At 72.4% G+C, this 16,168-nt stretch carries 16 protein-coding genes; 5 read left to right on the forward strand and 11 right to left on the reverse strand.

The genetic code is table 11. The annotated features are described in order from the left end of the window. Positions 1 to 181 precede the first annotated feature (181 nt). Positions 182 to 619 carry a DUF7144 family membrane protein gene (locus ABEE00_RS28540; protein ID WP_345748597.1) on the forward strand — a complete coding sequence of 146 codons (438 nt, stop codon included), beginning with the start codon at positions 182 to 184 and terminating at the stop codon, positions 617 to 619. Positions 620 to 718: 99 nt separating this feature from the next. Here the strand turns inward: ABEE00_RS28540 and ABEE00_RS28545 are convergent, their stop codons facing one another. Beyond that, positions 719 to 2,116, reverse strand: coding sequence for a cation:proton antiporter (locus ABEE00_RS28545; RefSeq protein WP_345748598.1), 1,398 nt, complete (start codon positions 2,114 to 2,116; stop codon positions 719 to 721). Positions 2,117 to 2,235: 119 nt separating this feature from the next. Here ABEE00_RS28545 and ABEE00_RS28550 point away from each other — a divergent pair, with 119 nt between their 5' ends. Beyond that, the gene (locus ABEE00_RS28550; RefSeq protein ID WP_345748599.1) at positions 2,236 to 3,639 is read left to right on the forward strand and encodes a DUF2252 domain-containing protein; all 1,404 of its coding nucleotides are present in this window, start codon (positions 2,236 to 2,238) and stop codon (positions 3,637 to 3,639) included. 74 nt (positions 3,640 to 3,713) lie between these two features. On the opposite strand, the gene ABEE00_RS28555 is transcribed toward ABEE00_RS28550, so the two are convergent. The 5 genes from ABEE00_RS28555 to ABEE00_RS28575 form a co-directional block, all read right to left on the reverse strand. Next, positions 3,714 to 4,553, reverse strand: a complete 840-nt coding sequence (locus tag ABEE00_RS28555) for a YhjD/YihY/BrkB family envelope integrity protein (protein WP_345748600.1) — start codon at positions 4,551 to 4,553, stop codon at positions 3,714 to 3,716. Further along, positions 4,550 to 5,029, reverse strand: coding sequence for a DUF7144 family membrane protein (locus ABEE00_RS28560; protein ID WP_345748601.1), 480 nt, complete (start codon positions 5,027 to 5,029; stop codon positions 4,550 to 4,552). The genes ABEE00_RS28555 and ABEE00_RS28560 overlap by 4 nt, the downstream gene beginning before the upstream one ends. Positions 5,030 to 5,164: 135 nt before the next feature. Continuing rightward, positions 5,165 to 6,052, reverse strand: a complete 888-nt coding sequence (gene bla / locus ABEE00_RS28565) for a class A beta-lactamase (RefSeq protein WP_345748602.1) — start codon at positions 6,050 to 6,052, stop codon at positions 5,165 to 5,167. Positions 6,053 to 6,236: 184 nt separating this feature from the next. Then, complete coding sequence (locus ABEE00_RS28570; RefSeq protein ID WP_451918690.1) at positions 6,237 to 7,460, reverse strand: low temperature requirement protein A; 1,224 nt, start codon at positions 7,458 to 7,460, stop codon at positions 6,237 to 6,239. 188 nt (positions 7,461 to 7,648) lie between these two features. Next, positions 7,649 to 9,154, reverse strand: a complete 1,506-nt coding sequence (locus ABEE00_RS28575; RefSeq protein WP_345748604.1) for a purine-cytosine permease family protein — start codon at positions 9,152 to 9,154, stop codon at positions 7,649 to 7,651. Positions 9,155 to 9,357: 203 nt separating this feature from the next. Here ABEE00_RS28575 and ABEE00_RS28580 point away from each other — a divergent pair, with 203 nt between their 5' ends. Then, positions 9,358 to 10,083, forward strand: coding sequence for a GntR family transcriptional regulator (locus ABEE00_RS28580; RefSeq protein ID WP_345748605.1), 726 nt, complete (start codon positions 9,358 to 9,360; stop codon positions 10,081 to 10,083). Positions 10,084 to 10,162: 79 nt separating this feature from the next. Here the strand turns inward: ABEE00_RS28580 and ABEE00_RS28585 are convergent, their stop codons facing one another. From ABEE00_RS28585 to ABEE00_RS28605, 5 genes are read right to left on the reverse strand one after another with little or no spacing between them, the layout of a single operon-like run. Then, positions 10,163 to 11,665 (reverse strand): aldehyde dehydrogenase, encoded by a 1,503-nt coding sequence (locus ABEE00_RS28585; RefSeq protein WP_345748606.1) that lies wholly within the window; start codon positions 11,663 to 11,665, stop codon positions 10,163 to 10,165. Then, positions 11,637 to 12,461, reverse strand: a complete 825-nt coding sequence (locus tag ABEE00_RS28590) for an alpha/beta fold hydrolase (protein ID WP_345748607.1) — start codon at positions 12,459 to 12,461, stop codon at positions 11,637 to 11,639. The genes ABEE00_RS28585 and ABEE00_RS28590 overlap by 29 nt, the downstream gene beginning before the upstream one ends. Beyond that, entirely contained in the window at positions 12,458 to 13,018 is a 561-nt protein-coding gene (locus ABEE00_RS28595) for an amino acid synthesis family protein (RefSeq protein WP_345748608.1), read from the reverse strand. The genes ABEE00_RS28590 and ABEE00_RS28595 overlap by 4 nt, the downstream gene beginning before the upstream one ends. Continuing rightward, positions 13,015 to 13,716 (reverse strand): amino acid synthesis family protein, encoded by a 702-nt coding sequence (locus ABEE00_RS28600; protein WP_345748609.1) that lies wholly within the window; start codon positions 13,714 to 13,716, stop codon positions 13,015 to 13,017. The genes ABEE00_RS28595 and ABEE00_RS28600 overlap by 4 nt, the downstream gene beginning before the upstream one ends. Further along, on the reverse strand, positions 13,713 to 14,867 hold the full coding sequence (locus tag ABEE00_RS28605) for an LLM class flavin-dependent oxidoreductase (protein WP_345748610.1): 1,155 nt from the start codon (positions 14,865 to 14,867) through the stop codon (positions 13,713 to 13,715). The genes ABEE00_RS28600 and ABEE00_RS28605 overlap by 4 nt, the downstream gene beginning before the upstream one ends. A gap of 270 nt (positions 14,868 to 15,137) precedes the next feature. Here ABEE00_RS28605 and ABEE00_RS28610 point away from each other — a divergent pair, with 270 nt between their 5' ends. Both ABEE00_RS28610 and ABEE00_RS28615 read left to right on the forward strand, forming a co-directional pair. Then, complete coding sequence (locus ABEE00_RS28610; protein WP_345748611.1) at positions 15,138 to 15,599, forward strand: ester cyclase; 462 nt, start codon at positions 15,138 to 15,140, stop codon at positions 15,597 to 15,599. Further along, complete coding sequence (locus tag ABEE00_RS28615; protein WP_345748612.1) at positions 15,596 to 16,123, forward strand: flavin reductase family protein; 528 nt, start codon at positions 15,596 to 15,598, stop codon at positions 16,121 to 16,123. Before ABEE00_RS28610 ends, ABEE00_RS28615 begins: the two co-directional genes overlap by 4 nt. Positions 16,124 to 16,168 lie beyond the last annotated feature (45 nt).

The following is a 16,168-nucleotide window of genomic DNA, read 5'->3' on the forward strand; positions in this document are numbered from 1 at the left end:
GGCACCCGCATCACCTCCCGGGGGTGAGGAGCGGGCATGCCCGCGCGTACGCCGCCGCGCGGAATCATCCGCGGCGGGTGACCACGGCGCCGGGCGCACGGCGGGATGCTGCCCCGAACCGGGGCTGCCCCAGGAGACGCCGTGCCGCCCCACGGGGAGCCATGAGGAGGAGGTACAGGACATGGCTGAGCAGACCTCACCAGGACGGGGACCGGTGGCGCGCGGGCACCGCCCCAAGCCGCTGGCGGTCGGCGGCATCGCGTTCGCGGTGTGCGTGATGGTCGTGATCGGTTCGTACCACGCGATACTCGGGCTGGCCGCGATCCTCGACGACCAGTTCTACGTGCTCGGACGCGACTATGTGTACAAGTTCGACGTGACGGCCTGGGGCTGGTTCCACCTGGTGTCCGGCGTCGTCGTGGTGGCCGCGGGCCTCTTCCTGTTCACCGGGAAGCTGTGGGCGCGGATCGTCGGCATCGTGGTGGCCGTGCTGAGCGCGGTGGAGAACTTCTTCTTCATCCCGTACTACCCGGTCTGGTCGGTGATCATCATCGCCCTGGACGTGCTGGTGATCTGGGCGCTGGTCACCTACGGCCCACAGGAGGCTGACAACCTGTGAGGTGAGCTTTCCGCGTCGGGAGAGCGGGAGCCCGGGGGCGAGGGAGCCCCGGGCTCCTCGCTTGCGCGCGCGGACCGCCCGGCGGCAGGGGGCAACTGCTCAGGGCTGTCCGGAACTCGGGTGCTCGGGCTCCGGCCCCTCGGACTCCGGCTGCTCGGGGCCGGGCCGCTCAGGTCCCGGCCGCCCCTCACCCTCCTCGTCCTCGGGCAGCACGCTCTCCCGCAGCGCGGCCCCCGGCGCGCGGGCGGCGGCCCCCGCGTACCAGCGGCCGTAACGCGCCGCCAGCCACCCCGCGCTGACGCCGTGCGCCAGCACGCTGAGGCCCACCGTGACGGCCACCACGGCGGACACCTGCCCGCCGCCGGGGAGTTCCTCGTGCACGACCAGCAGGCCCAGCACGAGCGAGGCGAGACCGCGGGGGCCGAACCACGCGAGGTAGGCCACCGTCGGCCGGGCCAGCCCCGAGCGCAGCAGGGACAGCGCCACCGGGAGCATCCGCACGACGGTGAGGCTCAGGACCGCGTACACCGTCATGCGCCAGGTCAGCTCCTCCAGCGCCGGGCCGAGCAGCACCGCGCCGAAGGCGAAGAAGGACAGCATGGTCGCCAGCGCGCCCAACTGGTCGGTGAGACCGGCGACCTCGCCGACGCGGGGCAGTGCGCGGTGAGCGGCGGGCGCTTCCCGTACGGGCTCCCGCGCGCCCTTCCGGTACGCGGCGGCGAAGGCCAGCCCCGCCACCCACGCGGCGATGAAGCCGCTGCCGTGCAGCGCGTCGGCAGCGGCGAACGAGGCCAGGGCCGCGGCGGCCGGCACGATGCCCACCCACTCCGCGCCCGTCCAGCGGCGGCGCAGGGAGCGCGCCAGGCCGAAGCCGCCGAGCAGGCCGAGCACCGCGCCGCACACCGTGGACAGCAGCAGCGCGCGGACGAACACCTCGCCCACGCCCGGGGATTCGCCGTGCTGCCCGCTCCCGGCGGCCGCCGCCAGGAAGATCACGAAGAACGGCACGGCCAGGCCGTCGTTGAGTCCGCTCTCCGCGTTGAGTCCCTGGCGCACCAGCGGTGGCACCCGGGGCTCGGCGATCGCGGGCCGGCTCAGCGACGCGTCGGTGGGCGCGAGGACGGTGCCGACCAGCGCGAGTTCCCAGAAGCCGAGCCCCGGCAGCAGGGGCCAGGCGGCCAGGGTGCCGAGCGCCAGGGTGAGCGGCAGCCCGATCGCGAGCAGCCGCAGGGGGAGGAACCTGCCGCGGCGCAGCCCCCCGAACCTGAGCGCGGCCGCGTCCGCGAACAGCACCAGCACCAGCGCGGTCTCCAGCAGCGTCTCCACCGTCTGCGCGTCGCGTACGGGGCTGATCCAGCCCAGTCCCGGCGGCCCCAGTGCGACGCCGACGGCGACGAACACCATCGGACCCGAGATCGCGGCCGCGGCAGCGCGCGCGGAGAGGAGCGCGTAGAGCGCCACCGACGCGGCGATGAGGAGCCCCGGAACGGACGTCATGACACTCCGGTATGGGCCGCGGAGGGCGGGTCGGCATCACCCCCGGCGTGTGATGCCCCGCCGCTCCGCGCGCGCGAGGGTCGGGGCCTCAACCCTCGCCTCAGAAGGGTGCGTCGGCCATGACTTGGAACGGGAACCCTCCGCGTACCGCAGGAGAGCGCGCTGCCCACGGCAAGGCGGTGCGCACCCGGGTGCCGCGCGCGGCCCACGCGGAGTACGCCCCGCGGCCCGGCAGGCCGGACCCGGTGTCGGTGCTGGAGGAGCACTCGGCGTCCCGGGTGCCCGAGCTGGTGCCGCTGCGCTACGGCCGGATGCTGGAGTCGCCGTTCCGCTTCCTGCGCGGGGCGGCCGCGCTGATGGCAGCCGACCTGGCCGGCACGCCCGCCACCGGCCTGACGGCCCAACTGTGCGGCGACGCGCACCTGTTGAACTTCCGCCTGCTCGCCTCGCCCGAGCGGCACCTGCTCTTCGACATCAACGACTTCGACGAGACCCTGTCGGGGCCCTGGGAGTGGGACGTCAAGCGGCTGTCCGCGAGTCTCGCCGTGGCGGGGCGCGCCAACGGCTTCACCGACAAGCAGCGCGCGGCGGTGCTGCGCGCCGCGGTCCGCTCCTACCGCGAGGCGATGATCGGCTTCTCCGGGATGCGGCACCTGGAGGTGTGGTACGCGCACACCGACGCCGACGAGCTGTACACGGCCATGGCGGGGGAGTTGGGGGCCAAGGCACGCGAACGGCTGTCCCGCACCCTGACCAGGGCCCGCAGCCGCGACCACCTCCAGGCGTACGCCAGGCTCACCCACCGGCTCGGCGGCGCCCGGCGCATCGCGGCCGACCCGCCCCTGGTGGTGCCCGCGTCGGACCTGCTGCCCGAGACCGACAGGCACCGGCTCGACCGGCAGCTGCGCGGGCTGGTCGAGCGCTATGCGCACAGCCTGTCGGCGGACCGCGCATCGCTGCTGCGCCAGTACCGGGTGGTCGACATGGCCCGCAAGGTCGTCGGGGTCGGCAGCGTCGGCACCCGGTGCTGGATCATCCTGCTGCTCGGCAGGGACGAGGAGGACCCGCTGCTGCTCCAGGCCAAGGAGGCGGGGGAGTCGGTGCTCGCCCCGCACACGGCGTCCCCCGGCTTCCAGAACCAGGGCGAACGGGTGGTCACCGGCCAGCGGCTGATGCAGGCGGCGAGCGACATCTTCCTGGGCTGGGAACGCGTCGAGGGCATCGACGGGCGGCAACGGGACTTCTACGTACGCCAGTTGCGCGACTGGAAGGCGATCCCGCAGGCCGACGTGATGAGCCCGCGCACCATGCGGCTGTTCGGGGAGGTGTGCGGCACGGCGCTGGCCCGCGCCCACGCGCGCTCGGGCGACCGCATCGCCATCGCCGCCTACCTGGGCCGCGGCCAGAGCTTCGAGTACGCCGTCGCGGAGTTCGCCGAGCGGTACGCCGACCAGAACGAGAGCGACCACGACGCGCTGGCCCGCGCCGCGAAGGACGGCCGGATCACCACGGCGGCGGGCTGAGGGCCGCCCGCGAGGGCGCCCGCGCGCAGGGCATCCGCGCTCACAGAGCACCCGGGCCCGCTGGGAGCCCGCGCTCACAGGGCACCCGGCTCGGCCTCCAGACCCTCCGGCGGTCCCAGCCTGCGCCTCAACCGCTCCTCGTACGCGAGGACTTGGCCGACCGCGATCCCCACGACCACCACGGCGCAGAAGAGGATCAGCCACGACAGCAGCGTGAAGACCGATCCGAGCAGGCCGAAGCGGTCCACGCTCTGCTGGAGCGAACGCGGCATCCACAGGCCCGAGGTCGCCGCGAACGCCGTGGTCCCGACGCCCGTGAGCAGCGCGCCGGGAAGCAGCGGGAGCCACCGCACGCGCCCGGCCAGCAGCAGGTGCTGGGTCCACCACCACAGGCCGACCGCCGCGAGCGCCTTGAGCGGCACGCCCAGCACCGCACCCGCGCCGAACCCGTTCCGCAGCACGCCCTGGAAGACCAGCGCCGCGGCCCACACCAGCAGCCACAGGACCCACCGCCACACCGCGGTGCGGGCTCCCGCGCGCGGCAGGTGCCAGGAGCGCTCGCACAGCCGCTGGAGCACCCGGGTGAGCGCGGTCGCCGAGACGAGGGCCACCGCGGCGCTCGCCGCTCCCCACGCCTCGGGGGAGCGCGCGGTGCCCGCGTACACGGCGTCGATCTGCCGCATCGCGGCGCCGCCCGCGCCCAGCAACTCCCGCAGCGAGGCGCGCAGTTGCTCGCGCACGGAGTCGGGGCAGTAGCTCGCGAGAACGAAGAGCAGCGGCAGCGCGGTGAGGAACGCCTGCGCGGCGAGGCGGGTCGCCATGTCCAGCACGCTGATGCCGGCGAGCTGCCGGGCGACCCGTCCCGCGAGGCGCCGCGCGCCGCGCGCGGTGCGGGGCGCGCCCGGCGGTTTCACCTCGGCTGAGCCCCGTACACCTTCCGCGCCTGCTCGGGCCCGTACCGGGTCAGGGACCAGATGACCAGCACGTCGAGGCCGATGATGACCGCCGACCACACGCCGGAGTACGGCACGAAGAAGAAGTTCTTCACCGCGCTGAGCACGGCGACCCCGATGCCGATGACGCGTGCGGAGGGACGGGCGCTGAAAAGGTTCAGCGCGGCGGCCACAGCGGCGACCCCGAAGCCCAGGTGCAGCCACGCCCAGCCCTGCGAGCTCCAGTCGTAGAGGTAGCTGCGCGGCGGCTCCGACATGCCGTCGTCGATCATCACGGCGAGCCCCAGGATCGCGTGGAACAGCCCGCCGAGCAGCAGCGCGATGGCGGCGAAGACGACGCCGCTGACGGACATCCTGGTGACCCGCGGGTCGGCCGCCGGGGCGTCGGCGGGCACGTACCCCGTGTGCAGCCTCCCGGTCGAGGCTCCCTCGGCCATCCTCGCCACCCCCTCAGCCGTACGTCGATGGTGGGGTCGAGGGTGGCGCGCGGCCGAGGGGTTCTCGTCACCCGGTAGGTGTGAACTCCGCGCGGGAGCGGCCGTATCGGGAGAGCCGCCTCGGGAGACCCCGTGTCAAGAGAGCTCGTCCGCCACCGTGCGCGCGGCCGAGGAGATCAGCTTGTCGTCGTACGCCGCGTCGCGCTCGCCGCGCCGGGACATGATCGACATGACGAGGGGCGCGTGGCCGGGAGGCGTGACGACGGTGATGTCGTTGCGCGAGGCGTAGCGGCCGCCGCCGCTCTTGCCCGCGACCTTCCAGCTCTTCGGCACGCCCGCCTCTGTGAGCGTCGCGCCGGTGCTGTTGTCGCCCATCCAGTGCAGGAGCCGGGCGCGGTCGCCCTTGCCGAGCACCTTGCCCAGGGCCACCTTGCGCAGGTCCTCGGTGAAGGCGCGCGGGGTGGTGGTGTCCCGTGTGTCGCCGGGCGCTGCCTCGTTCAGGTCGGGCTCGACGCGGCTGACGCGGGTGGTGCCGTCGCCGAGCCCGGCGAGGAAGGCGCCCAGCTTCTTCGGTCCGCCGATCTCCTCGAAGAGCAGATTGGCCGCGGTGTTGTCGCTGTGCTGGACGGCGGCAGCGGCGGCTTGCCGCACGGTGACGCCGTCCCGCACGTGCTTCTCGGTGACGGGGGAGTGCGGCAGCACCTCGTCCCGCGTGTAGTGGAGCCTCTTGTCCAGCTCCTTGTCACTGTGCGAGCGCAGCACGGCCGCTGCCGAGAACGCCTTGTGGCTGGAGGCGTAGGCGAACCGCCGGTCCGCGTTGTACGAGACCGAGCGCCCCGACCCGGTGTCCACGGCGTACACGCCCAGCCGGGCGTCGTACTTCCCCTCCAGTTTCTTGAAGGCGGCGTCCGTGGTGTCCCGGGCCGGGGCACCGTCGGCCTCCTGCGTGCAGGCGGCGAGGGGCACGAGCGTGAGGGCGCAGAGAGCGGCGAGGGAACCGCGCAGCGTGGTGGTACGGGGCATGGGCTGGACTGACCTCCGGTCTGCTTGCAGGGGTGCGGTCACACTGCCCGAGCCGACTCATGTGGTCCAAGACTGGAATGCGCAGTTCGATGCCGTTCCCGCATAACAGCTTCCGCGTGACAGCCCGCGCGGCCCCGTACGCCCCCGTACGCGGCCTCCGTACGCGCCCTCCGCGCGTGGGCTTTCAGCGGGCCCGTCCCGCGAGGTCCTCCAGCATCCGCTGCTGGTGCCGGTGGCCCACCGTCTCGAAGCCGACCACGGTCACGAACGGGGCCAGCATCACCACCAGCAGGCACACGGCGAGCGCGACACCGGCGGCGGCCAGCAGCACGGCGGCGAGCAGCACCGCGAGGGTGAGCGAGATCAGCAGCAGGTGGAAGGCGTCGGCGGCGGACAGCAGCAGGGTGTGCAGCAGGTACACCATCAGCAGGAACACGCCCACCGGAATCGCCAGGGACAGCACCACGGCGACCTCGCCCACCTTCGAGTGGTGCTCCAACTGGAGCCCCGCCACGTGCAGTCCGGCCCCCGCGCCCGCGATGCCCATGAACAGCGGGATGTGCCCGTACCCGAACAGGTAGCCGCGGCGCCTGCGGTGCTCCAGCACCTCGCCGAAGGGCGTCGCGAAGTACACCCACCACATGCCGAAGGTCAGGCCGACGCCCGCCACGACGACGGCGATCGCGTTGCCGGTCCACTCCGTGCCGTCGGCGCCGCCGAGCAGTTCGCCGGAGGAGGCGACGGTGCCGACCACGCCCTCGCCGAGCGCGATGATGGCGAACAGGCTGTAGCGCTCGGCGACATGGTGTGGGTGCCAAGGGGTCCCGCCCGCGTGGCCCTGGGTGAGCACGGGAAGCAGCAGTTCCAGCGCGCCGAGCACGAGGACGCAGGGGAACACGGCCGCGAGCGGCAGCTTCACGAAGGCGACCGCGACCCAGCCGATCTGGGCGATCACGGTCCACAGGATGTTCGCGTGCGCCACCGAGCGGAAGTCGTCCGAACTGCGCGAGGCGCGCCACCACTGGCACACCATCGCCACCCGCATCACGACGTAGCCCAGCACCACGACGCGCAGTTCGAGGTGGTCGCCCTCGTCGACGGAGTGGTACATCGCCGGGAGTCCCAGCGCGAGCACCACGACGCCGATCATCTGCACCATGGTCAGCGCCCGGTGCAGCCAGTCGTCGGTGTCGAAGGCGGAGGCGAACCAGCTGAAGCTGATCCACGCCACGGTGATGGCGAACATCGCCAGCACGAAGGCGCCGACCGCCTGCACGGTGTGGCCGGCCGCGATCAGCTCGGCGAACTGCGACGCCGCCGTGCCGACGGCGACCACGAAGGTCAGGTCGAACAGCAGCTCAAGAGGTGTGGCCGCGCGCCCGCTCTCGTCGGGGTCCCGGCCGGTCATCGGCAGCAGGCGGTGCGCCAGTCTGCCGCGCCCTGCGGTGTCGGTGTGATCGGAGTTGCTCATGCGGGGCATGATGCCGCATACCGTTCCGGACCTGGGGCGATGCCCCGCGTGCGTCCCCTCGGCCCTCCGAAGGGACGCACGCGCGGGCCTCACCTGCCGCGCGAGGCGGCCGGGCTGACGGGTGATCAGGACGGCGCGTGCTCCGCGCCTTCGGCCTTCTCGGCAGGCCCGTCCCCCTCGGCACGCCCGTCCCGCTCCGGCCGCCCGGCGTCCGCGCCCTGCCGGCCCGCGGGGGTGCGGTGCCACAGCGGGGGCAGGTTGCGGGTGGCGAGGAAGACGAGCCCGGCGACGAGGAAGCCGATGTAGTACGAGACCTCGCCCCACTCCGGGTGCCGCGCGGCGAGGAAGCCGGTGTAGAGGTCCGACTTCCAGAACGGCACCGCGCTCAGCGCGCCCACCGCCCAGGCCACGAAGCCCCATTCGAGCACCCGGCTGCGGTCGTACAGCTCCGGGATGCGCGAGCGGTCGCGGCGCGGCCCGAAGTAGTAGTCCATCAGCAGCACGGCGGTGTAGGGCGCGATGAAGTACGCGGTGAGGTTCAGGAACACCTCGAAGGACGTGTAGATCCCGTCGGCCGCCCACAGGCTCACGCCCAGCGCGCACACGCAGATGAGGCTGACGCAGGTGCTGCGCTTGAGGGGCAGCCCGAGCGTCTGGAGCGAGATGGCGCCGCCGTACACGTTGAGGAAGTTCTGCGAGAAGGAGGACAGCAGGATCGCGAGCATCGCCGGCACCCACCAGGGGCCCGTGAGCTCCTTGAGCGCGGTGATCGGGTCGGTGGCGTCCGAGGCCCCGGCCAGCACCGCGCCGGTGATGCCCAGCCACGAGAGCGTGAGGAAGTTGCCCAGCGTGGTGAGGACTCCGGCCTTGCGGCTGACGCCCGGCGTGGAGGGCAGATAGCGCGAGTAGTCCGAGGCGAAGGGCAGCCAGGCGATGAGGAACGCGAGGAAGTGCCCGGCCAGGGTGATCCAGCCCGCCGTGGGCCCGTGGTACTCGGGCGCGTTGGCGTCGGCCTCCAGGAAGGAGCTGCCGCGGACCAGCGAGACGACGGTGACCAGCAGGAACAGGGCCAGCAGTACGTAGGCCAGGATGCGTTCCAGGTAGTGGATCATGTTGTAGCCGAACACCGCGACGGTGAGCTGAAGGGCCGTCAGGATCACGGCCGAGATCCAGAACGGGATGCCGAGCAGCACCCCGAGCGCCTTGCCGCCGAGGATGACGGTCACCGCGGCCCAGCCGATCCCGGCGAAGACGTTGATGTAGGCCACCGGCAGCAGGTTGCCGACATAGCCGAGCGGTCCCCGCGCCTGCATCTGCTGCGGAACGCCCAGGTGGACGCCCATGCGCGACATCACGCCCATGGTGACGGCGCCGACCAGCGCACCGGCGACGATGGCCCAGATCGCCGCGGTCAGCGACAGGCCGAGCGAGGCGGCGCTGAAGCCCAGCAGCATGATGGGGAAGTTGAGACCGGCGGCGAACCAGATGAAGAACTGCGACGAGGGCTTCCCGTGCCGCTCGACGTCCGGGATGTGATCGATCCCATAGGGCTCGACCTGCGCGATGTTGTCCCGGTAGCCGTGGTCGCGTGGCTGCGCCGCGCTTCCCGGCCCGGCGGAGGGGTGACTCATGGTGCGGCTCCCTGGAGCGGGTAGAGGGGTGGTGGGTTGTTGCATGCCAGTTACGGGGAATGCGTGCACGGGCAGGGGGAGGGGAGGGCCCGGCGAAGGTGCCGCAACGGGGGCCTGGTGAAGAGGATTTATGGGGGTGAGAGCCGCGGAGGGCGGCCGATCTCCTTGACGCGAACTGCGAACTCTACCTAGCTTTTTGTGCCATGCCAGATGCATCAGCAGCGGGTTTCCGCAAGCAGCCGCTCAAGGGCACCAGCGTCCGCAGCCGTGTGATAGACGAGCTGCGCGGCCGCATCATCTCCGGGGAGCTGGCCCCGGGCACCAGCCTGTCGGAGATCGTGCTCTCGGAGGCGTTCGGCGTGAGCCGCACCCCGGTGCGCGAGGCCCTCAAGCAGCTCCAGACCGAGGGCCTGGTCGACATCAGGCCCCGGGTCGGCACCTTCGTCTCGGCGCCCTCCCGGCGGGAGATCACCGAACTCTTCCAGATGAAGGAGCTGTTGGAGGGCGCGGCGGCCCGGCTGCTCGCCCAGCGCGGGCGGGTTCCCGAACTGGCCGAGCTGGAGGAGAACCTGTCCCGCGCAGACAAGGCCGTCGCCGACGGCGACCAGGAACGGTACGCGGAGCTGGTGCACGAATTCCACGACCTGGTGGTGCGCGGCGCCGACAACGCCAAGCTCGCCGAGCACTACCAGACGCTCATGAACCAGCTCTCCTACCACCGCCTCGTGCACACCTCCCTCTCCCAGCCGGGCCGCCCGACCCGTTCGGAGTCCGAGCACCAGCGGGTGCTGGAGCTCATCGACGCCAAGGACGGCGAGGGCGCCGAGCGGGTCATGCGCGAGCATGTGCGGGCCAGTTACCGGGCGCTGATGGACAGCCTGGACCGGCGGGCCCCGGAGGAGGGGGAGGAGCGGGCGGACGGCGAGTGAGCACCGGTGCCGCCGCCCGGGAGCGCGGGCCGGCCGCCGCACATGAGCGCGGCACGCCTCACGAGCGCAGGACGCAGCCTCACGAACGCAGGACGAAGGGGTCGTCCGCAGGACCCTCGCCTGTGTCGATCCACACACTCTTGAGCCGCGTGTACTCCTCCAGCGCCTCGGTGCCGTGCTCGACGCCCATGCCGCTCGACTTGAAACCGGAGCGCGGTGACATGGGGGACATCGAGCGGTAGGTGTTCACCCACACCGTTCCGGCCTCCAGGCGCGCGGCCACCCGGTGCGCGCGGGACAGGTCGCGGGTCCACACGCCCGCGGCCAGCCCGTAGTCGGTGCCGTTGGCCTGCGCGACCAGCTCGTCCTCGGAGTCGAAGGGCAGCACGGCCGTGACCGGGCCGAAGATCTCCTCCTGGCACAGCCGCATGGAGTTGTCCGCATCCACGAACACCGTGGGCCGGTAGAAGAAGCCCTGGTCAAGACCGGATTCCGGGTCGGGGCGCTGACCGCCCGTGGTGGTGCGCGCTCCCTCGGTCCGGCCCAGGCGCACGTACTCCTCCACCCTGTCGCGCTGGCTCTCGATGGCCAGCGGCCCCAACTGGGTCTCGGGCTGCAACGGGTCGCCGAGCCTGATCGCGGCGGCGCGCTCCGAGACGCGTGCCACCACCTCCTCGTACACCGACCGGTGCGCGAAGACGCGGCTGCCCGCCACACATGTCTGGCCCGCCGCCGCGAACACTCCGGCCACGATGCCGGTGACGGCGTTGCCGAGGTCCGCGTCGGGGAAGACGATGTTGGGCGACTTGCCGCCCAGTTCGAGGGTGCTGCGCACGAAGCGCGAGCCGCAGTGCGCGGCGATCCGCGACCCCGTGGCGGTGCTGCCGGTGAAGGACACCTTGGCCACGCGGGGGTGTTCGACCAGGGGTGTGCCCACCTCGTCGCCGTAGCCGGTCACCACGTTCACCACCCCGGGCGGGAAGCCGGCCTTCTCGAAGAGCGGGACCAGCTCCAGCAGCGAGGCCGAGGTGTGCTCGGAGGGCTTGATCACCACGGTGTTGCCCGCCGCCAGGGCCGGGGCGATCTTGGTGGCGGTGAGCAGCAGCGGCGAGTTCCACGGGGTGATCGCCACGACCACGCCGAGCGGCTCGCGCACCGTGTAGTTGAGGATCTCCTTGCGGGCCGCGGGGATGGTGTGCCCGTGCGGCTTGTCGGCGAGGCCCGCGTAGTAGTGGAAATAGTCCGGGAGGCTGGCCAGTTGGGCCCGCATCTCGGTGAGCAGCTTGCCGTTGTCGAGGGTCTCGGTGCGCGCGAGCTGCTCGCCGTGCTCGCCGATCAGCTCGGCCAGGCGGCGCAGCAGCGCGGCACGCCTGGGCTGGGGCAGATCGCGCCAGGCGGGATTCTCGAACGCGGCGGCCGCGGTCTCCACGGCGCGGCGCGCGTCCTGGGCGTCGCCGCGCGCGGTCTCGTACCAGGCCGCCCCCGTCGTGGGATTGACGCTGGGCAGGTACGCGCCGGTCGCGGGCGGCACGGGCGCGCCGCCGATGTAGTGGTCATGACGCGGCAGTGGTGGCGCGTTCACGGTCCACCTCCTCGGTGAGTCGGAGGATGTGTGCGGTCAGGGCCCCGGGATCCTCCAGGGGCAGCAGGTGGCGGGCGCCGGGGACGATCGCGTGCCGGGCGCGGGGGAGCGCCGAGGCCAGCTCGCGGGTCATCTCCGGTGTGGAGCCCGGGTCTTCGGCGCCCGTGACGGCCAGCGCCGGCGCGGTGAGCAGTGGCAGCCGGGGCCACAGCAGCGCGTCGGCGCGCGCGAAGACCTCGTAGCAGGCCAGGTACGAGCCGGGGTCCTGGCGCAGCAGGGTCTCGCGTACGGAGGCGGCCAACTCCGGTTCTGCGGCCCGCCATTCGGGCGTGAACCAGCGCTCGACGGCCGCCTCAGCCGAGGCCTCGCGATCGGTACGGGCCCGTTCCAGGCGCCGCAGTACGTCCTCGCGCTGCCGCTCGGTGCGCCGGGCCACCGAGCTGACCAGGGTCAACGAGGCGACGGCGGAAGGGTGCATCAGCGCGGCGCGCGCGGCGACCAGCGCGCCGAGGGAGAAGCCGACCAAGTGGGCCGGTTCGCCGGTCGGTTCACCGATGTGCTGGAGCACGTCCTCGGCGAGGTCGCTGAGCGTCACGCCCGGCTCGGCGTGCGGGGAGGCGCCGTGTCCGCGCAGGTCGAGGGCCCGGGTGCGGTGCCTGGCCGACAGCGCGGGGCGGCAGCGGTCCCACATGCGGCGGTCGAGGCCGACGCCGTGGAGCAGGAGCAGGGGAGTGCCCGCGCCTTCGTCGTCGTACGCGAGCGCTGCGGGGTCTCCCGCTGGGTGGCCCGGACTCACTGCTCGGTCGCCAGTGGTGCGAGGCGTGCCTGCGGGCGGCCCTGCGCGGCTGCGGCCAGCGCGACCACGATCTCGTCGGCGCGCGGCGCGTCGGGAATGCGGACCTCCACGCTCTGGTGGTGCGAACGCACCGTGGCGTCGGTGATGTGCTTGAGCGGGATGTCGAAGACGGTGCCGGCCGCCGCCCGCTTCTCCAGCGCGGGCAGCAGGGTGGTGGCAGCGGCGGCGGTACGGAAGTGATCGCCGAACTTGAGCGTGTGGATCAGCCCCGAGCCGTGCTCGACCTCGCCGTCGAGACCGACGACCGCGGCCTTGCCGTACGCCTCGACCGGGCGGCCCAGGGCCTTGACCACCAGAGGGGCCAGCAACGCGCCCAATTCCGGGGCCACTTCGTCGATGCCGGGCGCCAGGTCGTCCACGAACCCCTGCCCCGCCCAGGGGTTGGTGATCACGGCGGCGACCACCGCGGTCTGGGCGGGCGGCGAGACGGCGCGGCCGCCCTCGGTGTGCACCTCGTCGAGCAGGGTGACGGTCTTGCGCAGCTTCATCGGGCTCATCGGGTTCCCTCCAGGGATTCCGGGGTTTCCAGCGTCTCCAGGGTCACGACGGGATCGCTCCGCCGGTCCCCGATACGGGCGTTGGGGCGCGGCCCCGTGGCCGCGGCGGCGGTGATGACCAGCTCGTCCGGGCGCGGCCCGTCCGGTACGCGGATCTGCGTGGCGGCGTAGTGCGAGCGGGTCGCCGCCTCGTTCTTGTGCCAGACCGGCACCGTCACGGTGGTGCCAGGCGCCGCGCGCTCCTCGCTGAACGCGATGATCGAGGTGCCGTCCAGGAGCTCGCGCAGGACGTTGCCGAAGTACGGGGTGTGGATCAGCGCGTCACCGTGCTCGGCCTCGCCGTCCAGGCCCACCAGCGCGGCCTTGCCGAAGGAGGCCACCGCGCCGGCCCCGCCCAGCATCGCCGTGAGCCGGTCGGCGATCTCGCGGGCCAGCACCGGGGCCAGCTCCTCCACCTCCGGCTGGAGGTCGTCGAGCACGCCGCGGCCCGCCCAGGGGTTGCGCACGGCGACGGCCACAGCGCCCCGGCGTACGGGCGTGCTCACCGGCTCGCCCAGCTCGGCCGTCAGCTCCTCGCAGGAGGCGACGATCCGGCGGATCGGACTCGCGGGCGGCGTGGCGGTTTCTCGCGGTGTTGCGCCCTCGCGCGGCATCGCGCCCTCGTCCGGAGTCGCGCCCTCGTCCGGCGTCGCGCTCACGGGCGGTCACCCTCGCCGGAAAGGCCCTCGCCGGAGAAGCGCGGCATGACCTTCTCCGAGAACAGCTCCAGGCTGCGCATGGCCTTCTCGTGCGGCAGCCCGGGGTGGGTGGTCCACAGCATCAGATGCTCCAGGCCGATCTCGTCCCGCAGCTCCTCGATCTTCCCGGCGACGTGCTCGGGCGTGCCGACCAGCAGATTGCGCTCGTCCAGGAAGTCGAAGCTCAACTCGTGCTGCGGGCCCACCTCTTCGCCGTCCTCCATGAGGTTGCCGAGCCCGCGCCAGTGCGTGACCCACTGGTACGTCTGCATCAGCGCGTGCTCGAAGTCGGCGCGCGCCTGCTCCATGGTGTCGGCCACGTACACATCGCGTACGAGGGCGAGGCCCTCACCCGGTGCGTACGCGCGCCCCGATGCCTCGGACGCGGTGCGCCGATACAGGTCGAAGCGCTTCTTGAGCTCGGATATGGGCGGCATCCAGAAGATGCCCTGCACCCCTTCGCGTGCGGCCGACTCGATGGACCGGGGCGAGTCGATGACCTGCCACAACGGCGGATGCGGGCGCTGGTGCGGCGCGGGCACCACCTTCAGCTTCTCGATCACGCCGTCCCGCATGAACTCCTCGCTGGGCGGTGAGAGCGGGTGGTTCCACTGCACACCGGGCGCGGGGAAGTCGTAGAAGCGGCCGTGGTGTGCGAAGAACTCGCCCGACCACGCCTTGCGCAGCACCTCCATGGTCTCCTCGAACAGCGCCCTGTTCTGCTCCGGATCGCGCGGGTCCGCCTGCGGGTTGAGGTTGACCGCCTCCCTCCCGTACAGGCCGCGGCCCACCCCGACCTCGACGCGGCCGCCGGAGAGCTGGTCGAGCAGGGCCAGGTCCTCGGCCAGGCGCAGCGGATGCCAGAAGGTGACGATGCTCGCCGCCTGTCCGATGCGCAGCCGCTCGGTGCGCGCGGCTATGTCGGCGCCCATGAGCACCGGGTTGGGGGTCAGCTCCTGGCCCTCGTGCCCGAAGTGGTGCTCGGTGTACCAGGCGGACCAGAAGCCGGCCTGCTCGGCGGCCACCGCGTACTCCCGCGCCTCGCGCATCAGTTGGTGGTAGTCGCCCAGCCTGCCGGGAGCGCCGAGCGCGTGAAAGATCGAAAAACGCATGGGTCTGCCTCTCGGAACCGTCGTGGTCCTCTCGGAACGCGCAGCATCTCTTGCATGCAAGAAGGAACATAGGAGCGCCGTTTTCCGGGCGTCAAGAGGTGCGTCACGCTGGCTTGTTGAGTCGCAGAACCCTTGGTTACGCCAGGTGGGCGGGCAGTTGGGGGCACCGCCAAGGCATCGGATCCGCGCGGACTATTGACATGCAAGAGTGGCCGTTCATAGCTTCCTGCCACATCACAGCACCACGGCCACCACCGCGGAAGGAGTGCGATGAGCGACCTCAGAAGCAGGGTCGAGGAGGCGTGGGAGGCGGCCTGGAACCGGGGCGAGACCGAGGCCCTGGACCGGCTGGCGGCGCCCGGATACGTGCGCCACGGCCGCTCCGAACAGAGTCTGGAGGACCTGAAGAGCGGCATCGCCGCCTGCCGCGCCGGGATGCCCGACCTGCGCACCGCGATCGACGACTGCGTGATCGAGGGCGACCGGATGGCCGTCCGCTGGCACAGCAGCGGCACCCACACCGGCACCCTGCTGGACGTCCCGCCCACCGGCCGCCGGCTCACCGTCTCGGGCGCGACCTTCTCCCGCGTACGGGACGGGCTGATCGCCGAGGAGTGGGTCACCTGGGACCCGCGGCAGATGCTGCACGCGCTCGGGATCATCCCGCTGCACAGCGCGTTCGAGGGGTCCGGCGCGTCCGAGAACTCCGACCGGAAGGCGGCCACCGCATGAGCAGCAGCGCACACGCCGACGGCGGTCTCCTCCAGGACGCCCCGGAGGACCAGGTCAAGGGCGTGCACCGGAAGTTCGTCACCGGCGTCACGATCGTCACCACCATGGACGGCGAGCGCCCGCGCGGCCTCGCGGTCAACGCCTTCTCCAGCCTCTCGCTGAGCCCGCCGCTGGTCATGGTGTGCGTGCAGCGCACGTCCTCCACCTATGAACCGCTGTTCCGCGCCGAGCACATGGGCATCAGCATCCTCGCGGCCGACCAGCTCCCGGTGGCCTCGGTGTTCGCGGGCAAGAGCCAGGACAAGTTCGCCGGCCTGCGGTGGAGCACCGCGGGGAACGGTTCGCCGCTCATCGACCACAGTGCCGCCGCGCTGGAGGCCCGCATCGAGGAGCGCATCCAGACCGCGACGCACACCGTGTTCGTGGGCCGCGTGGTCGAGGCCGCCTCCTCCGACCGGCCGCCGCTGGTCTACAGCGCCGGAGGGTTCTACGACGGAGGACGGCTGGAGCAGGCGGCGCAGTGAGGTCGCGGGGCGGGTCATCGGGGGGGCATCGCAGGGCTCTTGACT

Origin of the sequence: Streptomyces odontomachicola (assembly GCF_039605595.1) — a bacterium.
GTDB lineage: Bacteria > Actinomycetota > Actinomycetes > Streptomycetales > Streptomycetaceae > Streptomyces.